Here is a 15,049-nt window from a genome sequence, read left to right on the forward strand (position 1 = left end):
TCAGGCGAGTAAAAGAGGAAAGATAGTTGTCTTACCCTGGGAGATCTTGCGGATGTACAGGAGTACAGTCGAAAAAGGTTAGTCGCAAGAAGTCAGCAGAAGCCATAGTAGTGAAGCGAATTCATGAAGGGCGGAACAATTTATAGTGTTTCGACACCACGAACGCGTAAGTGACCTACTCCGAATGTGTTAATGGTGAAAGTATGAGCGTACCTCAGAGGATAGCCAAAATACGAGATATCACTTACTACGTGAGAGGAAAGGAGAAACGAGTGTGGAACTTTTAGAACAAATCCTTAGTAATCAAAATATGAATGAAGCCTACTTGCGTGTCTATAAAAATAAAGGCGCTAGTGGGATAGATGGGGTAACGGTCGATGAACTAAAGCAATACCTGAAGGAAAACAAGGATGAATTGCGGAAGCGCATCAGAACAAGAAAATACCATCCACAAGCTGCCTTAAGAGTGGAGATCCCAAAAGAAAACGGAAAGATGCGCAAATTGGGAATACCAACAGTAGTGGACAGAGTTGTTCAACAAGCCATTCATCAAGTTCTCAGTCCGATATTTGAAGAACAGTTCAGCGAATTCAGTTACGGATTCAGACCAAAAAGAAGCTGTGAGATGGCAATTATTAAAAGCTTGGAATTTCTGAATGAAGGACATGACTGGGTTATTGATATCGATCTTGAAAGATTCTTCGACACAGTCCACCATGATAAACTGATGCGCATTATATCTCAGACAGTTGATGATGGAGATGTCATTTCATTAATTAGAAAGTACTTAGTTAGTGGAGTCATAGTAAATGGAAAGTATGAAGATACACCTGTCGGTACTCCGCAAGGAGGAAACCTCAGTCCACTACTGAGTAATATCATGTTGAACGAACTAGATACAGAACTTGAAAATAGAGGATTAAGATTCGTAAGGTACGCTGATGACTCACTTATTTTTGTGAAAAGCGAAAAAGCAGCGGACCGAGTAATGAAATCAATTGTGAAATTCATTGAGAAGAAATTAGGACTTATAGTCAACGCAGAGAAAAGTAGGATTGCCCGTCCCAAAGAACTGAAATTTCTAGGATACGGATATTATTACGACTATAAGAACAAGAAATATCAAGTAAAACCTCATCTAAGTTCAATACGGAAATTTCAAAGAAAACTTCGCCAACTCACAAAACGAAACTGGAGTGTTCCATTAGACTTTCGAATTTTGAAATTGAAACAAGTCGTTTTTGGATGGGTGAACTACTTCAGGATTGCCAATATGAAAGAAGTGACCAAACAAATAGACCAGAAGCTCCGCTCTAGAATAAGGGTCATCATCTGGAAACAATGGAAAGTTCCGAGTAAACAAATCAAATCGCTTATTCAACTAGGGATTCCGAAGGAAGAAGCGAAAGGACTAACCTTCTGCAGAAAAGGTTATCGGTTTATAGGACTTTCTAAAGTGGTCCATAGAGCAATTTCAAATGAAAGACTAAAACAGAGGGGACTCCCTTCTGTTTTAACCCATTATCTAAAAGTACACACTGTAATATAAGTTGAAGCGCCGTATACGAGACCCGTACGTACGGTGTTGTGAGAGGGGCGAAAATAATAACATGATTATTTTCCCTCTACTCGATTGGTGCTTTGAATGGAAAGCAGCGTAGTTATACGCCCCGGATTTTCTTGAGAAGGAAGAGGATTTATTTTATACTGAAAGGGTTAGCGATCCATGAAAGACGGTGCTTAGAATGAAAAATATGTATGATGTGCAGCAGCTGTTGAAGAAGTATGGAATCTTCATTTATTTAGGGGACCGGAACGCAGACTTGGAAATGATGCAGGAGGAAGTACGGGAACTGTATCAATCGGGCCTGGTCAGTATTGATGAGTTTCAGAAATCTATACTGATCCTTCGCAGCGAATTGTCTAAACAAAATAATAAATAGAGACTGGGTGAAGTTATTATGTCAGAGAAATGGCTTGTCGGAGTCGACTTAGGCGGGACAACAACCAAACTAGCCTTCATTAATCACTACGGTGAAATTATACATAAATGGGAAATTCCCACCGACACATCTGAAAACGGAAAAAATATCATTATTGATATTGCAAAATCTATCGATCATCACTTGGCTGAGTTGGATGAATCCAAAGAAAAACTTAAAGGAGCCGGAATGGGCGCCCCTGGACCGATTGATATGGCTAAAGGGATCATTTATGAAGCTGTAAACCTGGGGTGGGAAAAGAACACCCCACTTAAAGACTTGCTGGAAGTGGAGACAGGCCTTCCTTGTGTCATCGACAATGATGCAAACTGTGCAGCACTTGGTGAGATGTGGAAAGGTGCAGGAAATGGTGCAAAAGATATTGTAGCAGTTACTTTGGGAACTGGCGTAGGCGGCGGCGTGATCACAAACGGAGATATCGTGCATGGCAGCAAAGGTGCTGCAGGTGAAATAGGCCATATTACCGTTATGCCTGAAGGAGGTTTTCAGTGCAACTGCGGAAAGAAAGGCTGCTTGGAAACGGTTGCATCGGCTACAGGAGTAGTTCGTCTTGCACTGGAAGCCTTGGAGGAAAGTAAAGAGCAATCGGTACTCAGATCATCTTTAGAAACAGAAGGGGCAATCTCTGCAAAGCAGATATTTGATGCCGCTCGTGAAGGAGACACGCTTGCCGTTTCGGTTGTTGACCGACTTGCCTTCTATCTTGGACTGGCAATTGCAAACCTGGGCAATGCTTTGAACCCTGAAAAAATTGTACTGGGAGGCGGAGTATCCAGGGCGGGAGATGTTCTGCTAAGACCCGTGGATAAGTACTTTCAAACGTTTGCTTTTCCAACAGTTGCATCATCAACGGCCATTTCAATTGCCACTCTCGGCAATGATGCAGGTGTCATAGGTGCTGCGTGGCTGGTAAAAAATAAAATAACAAAATAGTAGATATACAAAGAGTGCTGATTTTCCTAATCAGTACTTTTTTTATATACTTCTTCATGATCTGCCCCAGTAAAGTAAAAAATCAGCATAGGAACCTATAATGATTTCATATTAATTCAAATATGCTTGTTTGAAGTAAGAATTTTAACCAGGGTGAGGCCTTTTGAGAGAGAGGTGGATGCTTTTCTATGTGCTATTCTCCATTTTTTGGACAAGGAACGCAGGAATGTGAATACTTTGTGACTTATGTCCGGCACCGTTGTGCTGGGAGAGAATGCGTATGCGAAATGGGTACTTGGTATGGTTTTGAAAAAAACCTATATTTTAATGAAACTTTTACCTGTTTGGCTCGTCTTATATAAGGGAAATGATAATCAGCTTAAACATTTATTCTAAACAATTGAAATTAACTTACAATTGACGGAATGTAAAAAAAGTATTAAGATATTGATTGATTATCAGAGAGGGCATCCTGATAATGTAAAAATATTACAGTATCTTCCATTTGAAAGCTGTTGCGCACTTTACGCAGCAAGGAGGTAATTTAAAAATGAAGAACTATAAACTGCCTAAATTATCACTGGTGATCATTGCTTCAGTGTTGTTATGGCTAAAAACGTATATTGTCTATCAAACTAGCTTTGATATGAAAATTGAAAATGTAATGCAGCAATTCATTCTGTTTATAAATCCGCTCAGCTTCCTGTTGTTTATTTTCGGAGTCAGCTTGTTCATGAAAAATGAGAAGTCGAGAGTCCGGTATATACTCATAACGAGCTTTGTACTTTCACTTATTCTATACGGAAATGTAGGGTTTTATCGATTCTTTGATGACTTCTTGACGCTGCCTGTATTGATGCAGACAAGCAACTTTGCCGATCTTGGCACAAGTGCCGGGGAGATTGTCAGCTGGACAGACCTTTTCTATTTTGCTGATACTTTATTACTTGCCCTTTTAGTGAAATTTAAACCTTCTGTATTTGAAGTGAAAACATTCAGCAGAGTGAACCGAAGAGCGTACTTCTTCGTAGCGATCGCTCTTACATTCTTTAATCTTGGCCTTGCGGAAACGGAAAGACCACAATTGTTAACTCGTACATTTGACCGTGAAATACTGGTTAAAAATATTGGAACTTACAATTACCATATTTACGATATTTTCTTGCAGTCCAAATCATCTGCCCAGCGTGCACTTGCAGATGGCAGCGAACTTGCTGATATCGATAACTATGTTCGTGCAAACCATGTTAAGCAGGAAGATGACATGTTTGGTGCAGCTAAAGGGAAGAACCTGATTGTTGTATCATTGGAATCCCTGCAGACATTCCCTATCAACAACACGATGAACGGCGAAGTTGTAACTCCTTTCTTGAATGAGTTCATTAAGGATAGTTATTATTTCGATAACTTTTACCATCAAACACAACAAGGTAAAACATCTGATTCAGAGTTTATTCTGGATAACTCACTTTATCCGCTGAATCGAGGCGCAGTATTCTTCACTCATTCAGGAAATGAATATGAGTCAATGACGAAGCGCCTCAATGATGAAGGATACTTTACTTCTGTTATGCATGCCAATAACAAAAGCTTCTGGAATCGTGATATCATGTATGATTCCCTTGGCTATGACAAGTTTTATTCAATGACAGAGTATGATATCAACGATGAGAACTCAGTTAACTGGGGAATGAAAGATACACCTTTCTTCCTGCAGTCAGTTGAGCACATGCAGCAAATGGAGAAGCCTTTCTTCACTAAGTTGATTACATTGACGAACCACTATCCATTCCATTTGGATGAGGAAGATAAGTATATTGAAGAGTTCGATTCAAACTCCGGAACTCTGAACCGCTACTTCCAGACCGTCCGCTACATGGATGAGGCGGTCAAGAACTTCATTCAAGAATTAAAAGACACTGGTGTATATGAAGATTCAGTTATCGTGATGTATGGAGACCACTACGGAATTTCTGAAAATCATAACGAAGCCATGAGCAAATATTTAGGAAAAGAAGTTGATCCATTTGTTCATACACAACTTCAACGTGTACCGTTGATTATCCATGTTCCAGGAATGGAAGGGAAAACTATTTCTGAAGTAAGCGGCCAAGTTGATCTTCGCCCTACACTTCTTCACCTTCTGGGAATCGATACAAAAGGCGATATTCAGTTCGGTGCTGATTTATTCTCTAAAGAACACGAAGACCTTACTATCCTCAGGGATGGCAGTTTTATCACAAAGGATCACGTATATACTGCCGGCGAATGTTATAACAAAGAAACAGAACAGCCGGATGAAATGAAATTCTGTGAGCCATATATCGAAAGAACACAACAAGAGTTGAACTACTCAGATCAAATTATTTACGGAGATTTGCTTCGATTCTATGAACAGAAGAACGGAGCAATTGCCCCTGCAGCTCCAAATGAATAACCAAAAGCCTGCGGATTATCCGCAGGCTTTTTTTATAGATAAAGAGAGTGTTAAAAGGCCGGTGACCAGAGACATTCTCAGCAACAGGGGGCCGTCCCTGCTGAAGAAGTCTGTCCTCGGAGTCAAATAACCCAAAGAAAATTAAGGGGAAGAATGCCCTTTCTCTCTTTGGGTTATTTGCCTGTCGGGACTATACAGGGTGCTTACGGTTTTTTGTCATCAAACCCCATTTACAACATACATGTAATAAGAGAGTTTGATTACAGGAGGAATGAGCAATGGAAGTGAGAATTCGGAAAGGTGATACATTTTATTATTATAGTCAACTGTTTTACCTTCCCCTCCAGCTGATAGTTGATTCCAATCCGCAAGTGAACAGCAGCTCTTTACAAGTAGGTACAACTGTCAAGATTCCTGGATTTTATATTGGACAATATTCGATTAAACAAGGAGATACACTTTGGGGCATTGCAAGAAGCAGAAATCTTTCCCTCGATGCCCTGTTCCTGCTTAATCAGAATGTGAATCCCAATACATTGCAGGCTGGAACCGTCATCGACATCCCTTTAAGAATAACTCAGCCTGTTGTGAGGGGCCAGCAAGCTTACTCTTTTGATATTATGGAAAGAGATATTAGCAGACTGAAAAATGCTTTTCCCTTTATGAAAGTGAATGAAATAGGCAAAAGTGTTCTTGGCAGGCCGCTGTATGAAATCGTTATTGGTAACGGCGAAAAAAAAGTTCACATGGATGCTTCCTTCCATGCCAATGAATGGATTACAACTCCCATTTTAATGAGATTCATGAATGATTATTTATTGTCCTTGGTTAATCGGAGCGCAATCAGAGGAGTGGTCACAGAACCATTGTATAGCAATGTATCACTTTCTCTCGTACCTATGGTCAATCCAGATGGAGTAGATCTGGTAATTGCCGGTCCACCTTCATCACTGCGGGAAAGACTGATCGAAATCAATAAAGGTAGTTCTGATTTCTCAGGGTGGAAAGCCAATATCAATGGGGTTGATTTAAATAATCAATACCCGGCCAAGTGGGAACTCGAAAAAGAAAGAAAAGAAGAGAAAAGTCCTGCTCCACGTGATTTCCCAGGCTATAAACCATTATCAGAACCAGAGGCCATTGCAATGGCAGAACTTGCAAGAAATGAGAATCTGGACAGGGTCCTGGCACTGCATACGCAAGGAGAAGAATTCTATTGGGGGTATGAAGGCTTGGAGCCTCCTGAGTCAGAAATGCTCGCAGAAGAGTTCGAAAGAGTAAGTGGCTACAGGTCTGTACGGTATATTGATAGTTATGCAGGCTATAAAGATTGGTTCATACAAGAATTTCAGCGTCCTGGTTTTACCATCGAATTGGGGAAAGGAATCAATCCGCTGCCATTATCCCAATTTAACGAAATTTACCAATCTGTTTTGGGTATATTTCTTGTAGCTATATATCGGTAGTCACGCTCATATATTTCTGTGAAAATTTAAGTTGAGAAAGTGAATTTAATAATTGTTAAAATGGTGATTGCAAGTTAAAATGTACTATAGTCCTTATTCATAATAAAAAGGTTGTCCAGGGATATATCAACCCTGACAGCCTTTTTTTGAAATCTTTTTTACGGAAAAGGGTAATGAGGCAGGTCGAGCAGACTATAGCTTTAGTGCCGGTGTGCCATTTGATATCATTTAATACCACATAAAGAAAATATTTTATTTTTTTAATATATTTGAAACATTTTCAATGTTAAGACGTACTAATTACTATGGAGAAAAAAGATCGGGAGGGGAAAAATGAAAAGCGTTCAAAGTTTTATACTGATGTTATTATGCTTACTTTTGTTAGCCTCCTGTAACGGTAACTCTCCAGATGAAAACACACCTTATAAACCCGGGCCGGAGGTAGAACAAGAACCTCAAGCTCCTGAAGTGAGAGAGAAGGAGTTGACCCCATTACATATAGAGGAAAGTGCTTTTTTCAGGGCTCTTGACTGGCTGGATAATGACCAGGTGTTGTTGTTGACCAAAGAAAATGATGAAAACCAGTTGTCGGCTTATAATATATACAACGGGGAAAAGGAAATCCTGTATACCGATAATGAATATATCGTAGATGCCAAGATCAGTCCTGACAGGAACAGGATATTAATCCATACAGCCCCGCTTACGTATTCTGCCACTGTCACCATCATTGATTTAGAAGGGGAAGTGCTATTTCAAGAGGATATCGATTCTTATGAAGTATCCTTTGAGTGGAATGGAATAAACAGTGATTTACTGTTTATTACCAGCTTTTCAGAAGATTGGACCTATACTACGAACCTGGCGAATGTCTCTGAAGGTACATTAACGGAAGTTGACTCCCCTCAGCCGTTCGTTAAATGGCATTCGGAAAACAGCTTTCTCTATCAGGATTGGCCGGAAGACAGCATCAGCCTTACAGCTCCTCTCTATTCTCAAAACATCTTCTCCGGGGAGCAGTCGCTGATTGAAGAAGATACGGTGCACTTCAATACGATGGAGCCGTTTATTTTATCTGTTTCCATGAATGAAGAGGCTGAAGGAGAAGGAATCTATCAATTTATCACTGAAGAGGGCACTATTGCTTCAGATTTTTCACAGCCTTTGCTGAGCAGCTACTCTAACTGGCTGATCCCCTATTATGATAAAATAGATGATGAAAACACTGCTGTTACATTAACTGCTTCTGCATCAGGTCCAGCAGATGCCTATCAGGATAAATTCACTTTGGAGCGTTGGAACATTGAAACAGGAGAACGTGAAGAAATCATGACAGGGCTGGATAACGAACCTTTACAGTGCTCTCCATCTGGTGAATACTGTTTAATTGGGTATGAATTGAAGAAAGCAGTGGACTTATCTTCTAAAGAGGCAGCTGGCCTCATAATTGTTGAATAGAAAGGATGAAACGTTTTGGCTATCGTAGATGTTACAGTAATTCCGATTGGGACTGAAACACCAAGTGTAAGTGACTATGTAGCAGAGCTGCAGGGGATACTTCAAAAACATCAGGATGAAGGCACAATTTCATTTATATTGACACCAATGAGCACACTGATTGAGGGAGAACTTACAGATTTATTCCGTGTAGTACAAGAAATTCATGAAGCTCCTTTCAGTCAGGGAATTCAGAGGGTAGCGACAAATATACGGATTGACGACCGGAGAGATAAAAAGAGGAAAATGGAAGATAAGCTTGCTTCGGTTGAGAGTAAGCTTTCAAGAAAATAAAAAAATGGAGCCTGAGGGCTCCATTTTTTTATTTTAGTGTCCGCCAGGATAACCTGAATGAAGGACAGTCATAATTGTGAACCAGCCAAATACGCCGAGTGTTCCAAGACCAAAAATAATGCCTAAACCATTCTTGTTTTTCAATGCGCTTATACTAGCGAATAAAGCCAGTAAAGTTACTAAAGCTGTAATAATAACAAAACCCATGGTCAAAACTCCTTTCAAATTAATCCTCTTTTAACACAAGTCCCAAAAGTAGGATCATATGATTAGCATATGTAATAAATTGCACTTACATTTATTTTATATTTTTTTTGGCAGTTTGTACAGTTCAAATGTTTGACACTTCTATGTCAAAAAGGAATGTTTTTCAATTAATCCCCGTTGAATGATACAATATAGGTAAATCATTAATGGAGGTGGCTCATGTGAAATGGAAAAGACTGCCCTTAGGCCCATTGCAGACCAATTGTTATTGCCTTTGGAATGATCTTAAAGACTGTGTAATCATCGATCCGGGTGAAGAGGGGGGACGTCTGATAAACTGGCTTGAATCCAATCAGTTGAACCCGCTGGCGATTCTGCTTACTCATGCTCACTTTGATCATATAGGTGCCGTGGATAAAGTGAGGGAGAAATTCGGTATTCCTTTATATGTTCATGAAAAGGAAGCAAAATGGCTGTTAGAGCCGGCATTGAATGGTTCACAGCTTTTTGCCATGAGTGAACTGATCAGGCTTAAACCTGCTGACTACATATTGACGAAGGAAAAAAATCTTTCAATAGGTGATTTCAACTTTAGATTATTCGAAACACCTGGCCATTCTCCAGGAAGTATTTCTTATTATTATGAGAGTGAGGGAGCGGTATTCGCCGGTGATACGTTATTCATGGGCAGTATCGGCAGAACAGATCTTCCTGGGGGAAATCATGAAGAACTGTTAAAAAGCATTCATGAGAATTTGCTGACCTTGCCTGAAGATACCATCGTTCTCTCTGGCCATGGACCGGAAACGACCATTGCTGATGAAATGGACTCCAACCCTTTCCTCAATGGATTTTAAGAAATACCTTTCGGCCCATACCTCATAAAAATAAAAAAATCCTTAAAGCTAAAAGCTTTAAGGTTTTTTTATTAGTGCGCTGCGCCTGGCGTCATCATGAATACAGTCCAATAAGTGAAGCCGGCAAAGAATACTGTTAAGTATCCGAAGAAAATATAAATATACATACGCTCAGATAATTTCAAATAACCCAGCAGAATGAAGAACCCTGTTTGTCCCAGAAAAATCAGTGATGTTGTTTTCATATCACCTAGGAAAAACATTACTGCAAATATTCCAGTCCAGAATCCTAATACTCTGTACATACGATCCATATGTATCCCTCCTTTGCACCCTCAGTCCATCAATAAACATTATAAAGGAAAAATCCATCAAAAGTAAATAATCTTTGTTGCCAGTTTGTGACGATTACGTGATTGTTATCAAAACTAATGATAAAAACGCAGCAACGAGCGTGTCAATCCTAAGAAAGTGGAGTAAGCTGCCATATCATTACTAATATACCCTGCTTTACTACTATATTACTCCTCCAATTATTTTTCAGGGGATTTTTATGCAGAAAAGAAACGAAAGAAAAACTTTAAGAAATAAAGAGTAAATGGTGTACATATGTTATACAGGTGGTATACAATACAACTATAGGATGTATAAGTTAAATAAAAAGGGAGGATTTAATAATGACAAAATTAACTTTTTTTACGTATCCCAGCTGTACATCATGCCGGAAAGCAAAGAAATGGCTGACAGCCAATTCTGTGGATGTTAAAGAAAGACATATTTTCAGAGATGCTCCTACATCAGAAGAAATTATGAATTTACTATCATTGACTACAAACGGGTTAGACGAAATCCTTGCAACGAGAAGCCAAACATATAAAGATTTGAATATCGATTTAGAAGAACTGACCCTTTCTGAGGTTGTCCAGTTGATCGCCGACGAGCCAAAACTGCTGAGAAGGCCACTTTTAACGGATGGTACAAAGCTTGTAGTAGGCTTCGATCCGGAAGGACTTCGCGGATTAACGAACAAGAGAACCATGCTGAAAATGTCTGTTTAAGAAAAAAGTACTTTAGGATGTGTCCCCATTTTAAGATTCCTTCATCTATGTGTAAGTTTTCCTATCCTGCCGTCTAATCATAAAGAGCCTATTAGAAAGAGAGGATGATTATCAAAAGCAATCATCCTCTCTTTTAGAGCAGACTGGGCTAGCTGGATTCGAACCAACGCATGTCGCAGTCAAAGTGCGATGCCTTACCGCTTGGCTATAGCCCACCATTTGAAGTTGTTTACATTACTAGTATGAAAAAAAACCAAAAAAATATGCAAAAAAAGAAGGAAAAAAAAAGAAAATGTCGAATTGGTCTAATGATAACATGAAAGGTGGTGCAGCTTATATACTATTCCATTGAGGCTTTAGCTGACTCGATTCTGAAGAAAGCAGTATCAAAGAATGTTACTGATGTTCATCTGTTTCCCCGAAAAGAAGATTACCTCATGCAGCACAGGACCAACGGGATTCTCACTCCTAACATAAGTATCCCTTCACTAGAAGGAGAAAGATTGATTTCCCACTTTAAATTCATGGCTTCCATGGATATCGGCGAAAAACGGAAACCGCAAAGCGGTTCCTTTTCCTTGAAGATCGCTGGCAAGACGCTCGACCTTCGTATCTCGACCCTTCCTGTCACGGACTTGAAAGAAAGTCTGGTGATCCGTATCCTCCCTCAGCAGCTAAGCATCCCGATTGAAAAATTGTCCCTATACTCTTCCTCTGCACGAAAACTCCTGGCTCTAATGATGAATTCCCACGGCCTTATTATGTTTACTGGTCCTACTGGAAGTGGAAAGACTACAACCCTTTACTCGCTGGTGGAACACTGTTCCTCTGTTATGCAAAGAAATGTTGTCACATTGGAAGATCCTGTTGAAAAAAATAATGATTCACTGGTACAAGTCCAGGTGAATGAGAAGGCAGGTATCACCTACTCGGCCGGCCTGCGTGCTATTTTGCGGCACGATCCTGATATCATAATGGTCGGAGAAATAAGGGATGAAGAAACAGCAGAGATTGCTGTTCGAGCTGCATTGACAGGTCATTTGGTTTTATCTACGATGCATACAAAAGATGCAAAAGGAGCCATTTACCGTTTAATGGAACTCGGCATCCAATGGCATGAAATCCAGCAAAGCATCATCGCAGTTTCAGCACAGCGCCTGATTAATTTGATTTGTCCTTCCTGTGGAGAAAGTTGCTCTGAAACCTGTACAAGGGTTGGAGCGTCGAAAAGGGCGGCTATTTATGAAATATTAAGCGGAACTGCGCTGAAGGAAGTTTTGAAAGAGGCGAAAGGGGAGGCAGCCCATTATCAGTATCCATCTCTCATGAATTTACTCTGCAAGGGATACGCCCTTGGATACATTCCCCAAAATGAAGTTGCCAGATGGAAAATTGAGTGATGAAGAGCCTGAAAGACAAAGGTCTGTTTTTAAGAAGGCTCGGTGAACTACTTACTAACGGCTATTCGTTAACTGAGGCAATTGAGTTCCTTTTCATTGGTGAACTCGATGGGAGAGATGCCTCGAAGCAGAGGTTGCTGTTTCAGTTACAAAATGGTTCTTCTTTATCGCAATCTCTGGAGGTTCTTGGGTTGCCCCTTCATGTCTGTTCCCAGATCTATTTTGCTGAAAGGCATGGAAGAATGGCAGAAACACTCATACAGGCTGGGGATTATATGATAACCAGACAAAAGGACAGGCAGGCATTATTGAAAGTGCTGACGTATCCACTTGTATTGCTGACCTTATTGATCGGTGCCATTACTTTATTGAAAAGCGTATTATTCCCTCAGTTTCAAACCCTCTACTCGTCATTAGGATATACACCTGACGCAGCTATCCGGATCTTTCTCCGCTTTGTTGAAATGGTTCCCGTGTTCGTTTCCTTCCTCATTCTGCTATGTGTGATAATTTCGGCTGTTTTTTATTTCAGGATCCGCTCTTCGACACCTTTGAAAAAGGCTGAATTATACTTTGGTATCCCCTTCCTATCATCCTACCTTAAATTATTATATACCCAGTTTTTTTCAAGAGAGCTGAGTTATCTGCTTAACAGCGGGATGTCAATAAACCAGGCTTTAAAAGAAGTAGAAAACCAGTCATACAGACCGCTTTTTAAAGAAGTGGCAGAAAGGGTGAGCGTGGACCTCAGGGTAGGCAAGAGTTTTCCTGAAGCGCTGGAAGGTTTCTCGCTATTTACAGAGGGATTATCAGAAGTGATCCGCCATGGAGAAAGAAGAGGGCATTTGCCCCATGAACTCCTGATGTACAGCCAGTACTGTATGGAGTCGCTCGAGCAAAGCGGGAAGAAGGTGATCTCGTTCATTCAGCCGGGAGTATTTTTGTTTGTTGGAATATTTATCCTGCTTATCTATTTCTCTATCATGATCCCATTATTTCAAGTCATGCAGTCATTAGGCTGACAATTGGACATATGTACAATCAGAATCCCAACTCTTTAAGGAGGCAATAATATTGGTGAAGAACGAAAAAGGATTTACTCTTATTGAAATGATGATTGTGTTACTTGTGATTTCTGTCCTGCTTTTTATTACAATCCCAAATGTGACGAAGCAGGGGAATTCCATCAATAACAAGGGCTGCGAAGCCTTTCAGCATATGGTAGAAGGGCAGATAGAAGCTTATCGAATGGAACATAAGGAACTGCCTGTTGATTTACAAGAGCTCGCTGATGCAGGCTATTTAAATTCAGAATATCAGCAGTGCCCCAATGGTGATGCCTTAACGATTAACTCGGAAGGAATCGTCAGTGTTGTGCAGGAATGATTCAGCCTTGGGGCAAAGAGGTTACACACTGGTTGAAATGATGATTGTTATGCTTATCTTCATGACCCTTCTGTTTTTTGCATCTTTCAGTATTTCCCCTTTGCACCAATCCCTTATAAAAAGCAGTTTTATCTCTCAGATGAAAGCAGACCTTTATTATTTGCAAAGTTATGCAATAAACAAGAAAGAAAGGGTTATCGTGCAATTTTATCCCTTTGGCGGGAAATATTCAGGCCGAGTTGTCGGAGGAGAAGGATTGCTTGTAAGGAATCTCCCTGAAGGGGTCAGCCAGATTCCTAACTCATTGAAAAGTATCACGTTTTATCCAAATGGCAATACGAGCAGTTTTGGAAATATTTATTATACTGCTGGTGGTGAAGATGTTATCAAATTATCTTTTCAGATTGGGCAGGGCAGGTTCAATGTGGAGGAATGAAAGAGGGTTCGGGACAGCAGAATCAATAGTAGCAGTCATGTCTCTCTTTATGATTATGTTGATTTTTATCCCCATGATGACAGGGGCAATCTCAGCTCTGGAAAGAAAAGAAAGCAAAGTACTTGCAGCAAGGGTGCTTTATGAGTATCTGGAAGAAGAGTTATTTACCGGAACGGCGGAAACCAACTCCTATTACCGGGAAGGGGAAGAATATAGGGTGAATAAAGATGATCAGGAAGAAAAGATATGTGTCAGCTTTAAAGATTATCGGAAAATAGATCAATCCTTCTGCCTGGAAACGGAAGTGGACGAGTGAAGAATGAGAAAGGCTATACCATCATTCATGCTTTGCTTACGCTTTTTGCCTTTATGCTGATCGCTTCCTGTTTACCGCCGCTCCTTAAAGGGGTTACAATAATGGAAAAGAAACTTGATCCATCAAAAGAGTATGAATGGAATTTGTTCAGCCATCAATTCAGGGAGGAACTCAGAGGGGCAGAGGGAATGAAGGTCACTGGTACCTCGGTGATTTTCTATAAAGATGGGGAAGAAATCCTGTACGAGTTATATGGAGATTTTCTTAGGAGGAGAGTCGACAGACGGGGGCATGAACTTGTTCTTGGTCCATTGACAACAGTAAAATTTTCTCCCTGCAGGAGCGGAGTAGAAATTTCTGCAGGTTTTACGGAAGGATTTCAAGCAACAGGGCGGTTTTTTACTTATGGGCAATGAAAAGGGCTTTGTTTTGCCTTTCTCCATGTTCCTGACCTTTGCTATATTGATTTTCACTATGAGCGCTGCCTCAATTTTTGTGTCCAGATATTCTTACCTTGACACAATGGAGTCAGGCTATCAGCGTGAAGCAATCATTCTTTACTCTCTCGGGATTTTGCTGGAAAGTGAAGATAAGGGCAGCGGTATATTGCGGTTCAATAATGAAACAGTCCATTATCAGACACAAACTCAAGAGCAAGTGTCGACACTGATCCTTACGGTTGAAGTGGATAACAAAGAGTATCCCGCTATAAGGGTCACTTATGATAAAGAAACGCATAACATTATCAGTTGGGAGTAG

At 40.3% G+C, this 15,049-nt stretch carries 18 protein-coding genes and 1 tRNA gene; 16 read left to right on the forward strand and 3 right to left on the reverse strand.

Going from position 1 to position 15,049, the window contains the following annotated elements:
• The first annotated feature begins 274 nt into the window (after nucleotides 1–274).
• The 7 genes from ltrA (at nucleotide 275) to M1E09_RS06590 (ending at nucleotide 8,630) form a co-directional block, all read left to right on the forward strand.
• Nucleotides 275–1,549: a group II intron reverse transcriptase/maturase gene (ltrA, locus tag M1E09_RS06560; protein ID WP_456273109.1), complete on the forward strand. Its 1,275-nt coding sequence runs from the start codon at nucleotides 275–277 to the stop codon at nucleotides 1,547–1,549.
• A 196-nt stretch (nucleotides 1,550–1,745) separates the two neighbouring features.
• The gene (locus M1E09_RS06565; RefSeq protein WP_456274047.1) at nucleotides 1,746–1,943 is read left to right on the forward strand and encodes a YqgQ family protein; all 198 of its coding nucleotides are present in this window, start codon (nucleotides 1,746–1,748) and stop codon (nucleotides 1,941–1,943) included.
• 18 nt (nucleotides 1,944–1,961) lie between these two features.
• A complete protein-coding gene (locus tag M1E09_RS06570; RefSeq protein ID WP_456274048.1) occupies nucleotides 1,962–2,936 on the forward strand; it encodes an ROK family glucokinase in 975 nt (324 codons plus the stop codon).
• A gap of 550 nt (nucleotides 2,937–3,486) precedes the next feature.
• Nucleotides 3,487–5,373, forward strand: coding sequence for an LTA synthase family protein (locus M1E09_RS06575; RefSeq protein WP_456274049.1), 1,887 nt, complete (start codon nucleotides 3,487–3,489; stop codon nucleotides 5,371–5,373).
• Between the two features lie 278 nt (nucleotides 5,374–5,651).
• Entirely contained in the window at nucleotides 5,652–6,839 is a 1,188-nt protein-coding gene (locus M1E09_RS06580) for a M14 family metallopeptidase (RefSeq protein ID WP_456274050.1), read from the forward strand.
• A 333-nt stretch (nucleotides 6,840–7,172) separates the two neighbouring features.
• Nucleotides 7,173–8,297: a YqgU-like beta propeller domain-containing protein gene (locus tag M1E09_RS06585; RefSeq protein WP_456274051.1), complete on the forward strand. Its 1,125-nt coding sequence runs from the start codon at nucleotides 7,173–7,175 to the stop codon at nucleotides 8,295–8,297.
• A 15-nt stretch (nucleotides 8,298–8,312) separates the two neighbouring features.
• Nucleotides 8,313–8,630, forward strand: coding sequence for an MTH1187 family thiamine-binding protein (locus M1E09_RS06590; RefSeq protein WP_456274052.1), 318 nt, complete (start codon nucleotides 8,313–8,315; stop codon nucleotides 8,628–8,630).
• Nucleotides 8,631–8,663: 33 nt separating this feature from the next.
• Here the strand turns inward: M1E09_RS06590 and M1E09_RS06595 are convergent, their stop codons facing one another.
• Nucleotides 8,664–8,837, reverse strand: coding sequence for a DUF2759 domain-containing protein (locus M1E09_RS06595; protein ID WP_456274053.1), 174 nt, complete (start codon nucleotides 8,835–8,837; stop codon nucleotides 8,664–8,666).
• A gap of 221 nt (nucleotides 8,838–9,058) precedes the next feature.
• Here M1E09_RS06595 and M1E09_RS06600 point away from each other — a divergent pair, with 221 nt between their 5' ends.
• The gene (locus tag M1E09_RS06600) at nucleotides 9,059–9,694 is read left to right on the forward strand and encodes an MBL fold metallo-hydrolase (RefSeq protein WP_456274054.1); all 636 of its coding nucleotides are present in this window, start codon (nucleotides 9,059–9,061) and stop codon (nucleotides 9,692–9,694) included.
• 71 nt (nucleotides 9,695–9,765) lie between these two features.
• Here the strand turns inward: M1E09_RS06600 and M1E09_RS06605 are convergent, their stop codons facing one another.
• On the reverse strand, nucleotides 9,766–10,008 hold the full coding sequence (locus tag M1E09_RS06605; protein WP_006837891.1) for a DUF2626 domain-containing protein: 243 nt from the start codon (nucleotides 10,006–10,008) through the stop codon (nucleotides 9,766–9,768).
• A gap of 363 nt (nucleotides 10,009–10,371) precedes the next feature.
• Here M1E09_RS06605 and M1E09_RS06610 point away from each other — a divergent pair, with 363 nt between their 5' ends.
• The gene (locus M1E09_RS06610; RefSeq protein ID WP_456274055.1) at nucleotides 10,372–10,752 is read left to right on the forward strand and encodes a Spx/MgsR family RNA polymerase-binding regulatory protein; all 381 of its coding nucleotides are present in this window, start codon (nucleotides 10,372–10,374) and stop codon (nucleotides 10,750–10,752) included.
• Nucleotides 10,753–10,895: 143 nt separating this feature from the next.
• Here M1E09_RS06610 and M1E09_RS06615 read toward each other — a convergent pair.
• Nucleotides 10,896–10,967, reverse strand: a tRNA-Gln gene (locus M1E09_RS06615).
• A 108-nt stretch (nucleotides 10,968–11,075) separates the two neighbouring features.
• Here M1E09_RS06615 and comGA point away from each other — a divergent pair.
• Genes comGA through comGG form a run of 7 tightly spaced genes read left to right on the forward strand, consistent with a single transcriptional unit; the run spans nucleotide 11,076 to nucleotide 15,049 of the window.
• Nucleotides 11,076–12,152, forward strand: coding sequence for a competence type IV pilus ATPase ComGA (gene comGA, locus M1E09_RS06620; RefSeq protein WP_456274056.1), 1,077 nt, complete (start codon nucleotides 11,076–11,078; stop codon nucleotides 12,150–12,152).
• A complete protein-coding gene (gene comGB, locus M1E09_RS06625; RefSeq protein ID WP_456274920.1) occupies nucleotides 12,152–13,174 on the forward strand; it encodes a competence type IV pilus assembly protein ComGB in 1,023 nt (340 codons plus the stop codon). The genes comGA and comGB overlap by 1 nt, the downstream gene beginning before the upstream one ends.
• A 52-nt stretch (nucleotides 13,175–13,226) precedes the next feature.
• Nucleotides 13,227–13,538: a competence type IV pilus major pilin ComGC gene (gene comGC, locus M1E09_RS06630; protein ID WP_456274057.1), complete on the forward strand. Its 312-nt coding sequence runs from the start codon at nucleotides 13,227–13,229 to the stop codon at nucleotides 13,536–13,538.
• Nucleotides 13,525–13,974 carry a competence type IV pilus minor pilin ComGD gene (gene comGD, locus M1E09_RS06635; protein ID WP_456274058.1) on the forward strand — a complete coding sequence of 150 codons (450 nt, stop codon included), beginning with the start codon at nucleotides 13,525–13,527 and terminating at the stop codon, nucleotides 13,972–13,974. The genes comGC and comGD overlap by 14 nt, the downstream gene beginning before the upstream one ends.
• Nucleotides 13,961–14,290: a hypothetical protein gene (locus tag M1E09_RS06640; protein ID WP_456274059.1), complete on the forward strand. Its 330-nt coding sequence runs from the start codon at nucleotides 13,961–13,963 to the stop codon at nucleotides 14,288–14,290. The genes comGD and M1E09_RS06640 overlap by 14 nt, the downstream gene beginning before the upstream one ends.
• Nucleotides 14,287–14,706, forward strand: a complete 420-nt coding sequence (gene comGF, locus M1E09_RS06645) for a competence type IV pilus minor pilin ComGF (protein ID WP_456274060.1) — start codon at nucleotides 14,287–14,289, stop codon at nucleotides 14,704–14,706. Before M1E09_RS06640 ends, comGF begins: the two co-directional genes overlap by 4 nt.
• Nucleotides 14,696–15,049: a competence type IV pilus minor pilin ComGG gene (gene comGG, locus M1E09_RS06650; RefSeq protein ID WP_456274061.1), complete on the forward strand. Its 354-nt coding sequence runs from the start codon at nucleotides 14,696–14,698 to the stop codon at nucleotides 15,047–15,049. Before comGF ends, comGG begins: the two co-directional genes overlap by 11 nt.

The organism is Bacillus sp. AK031, from assembly GCF_053903065.1.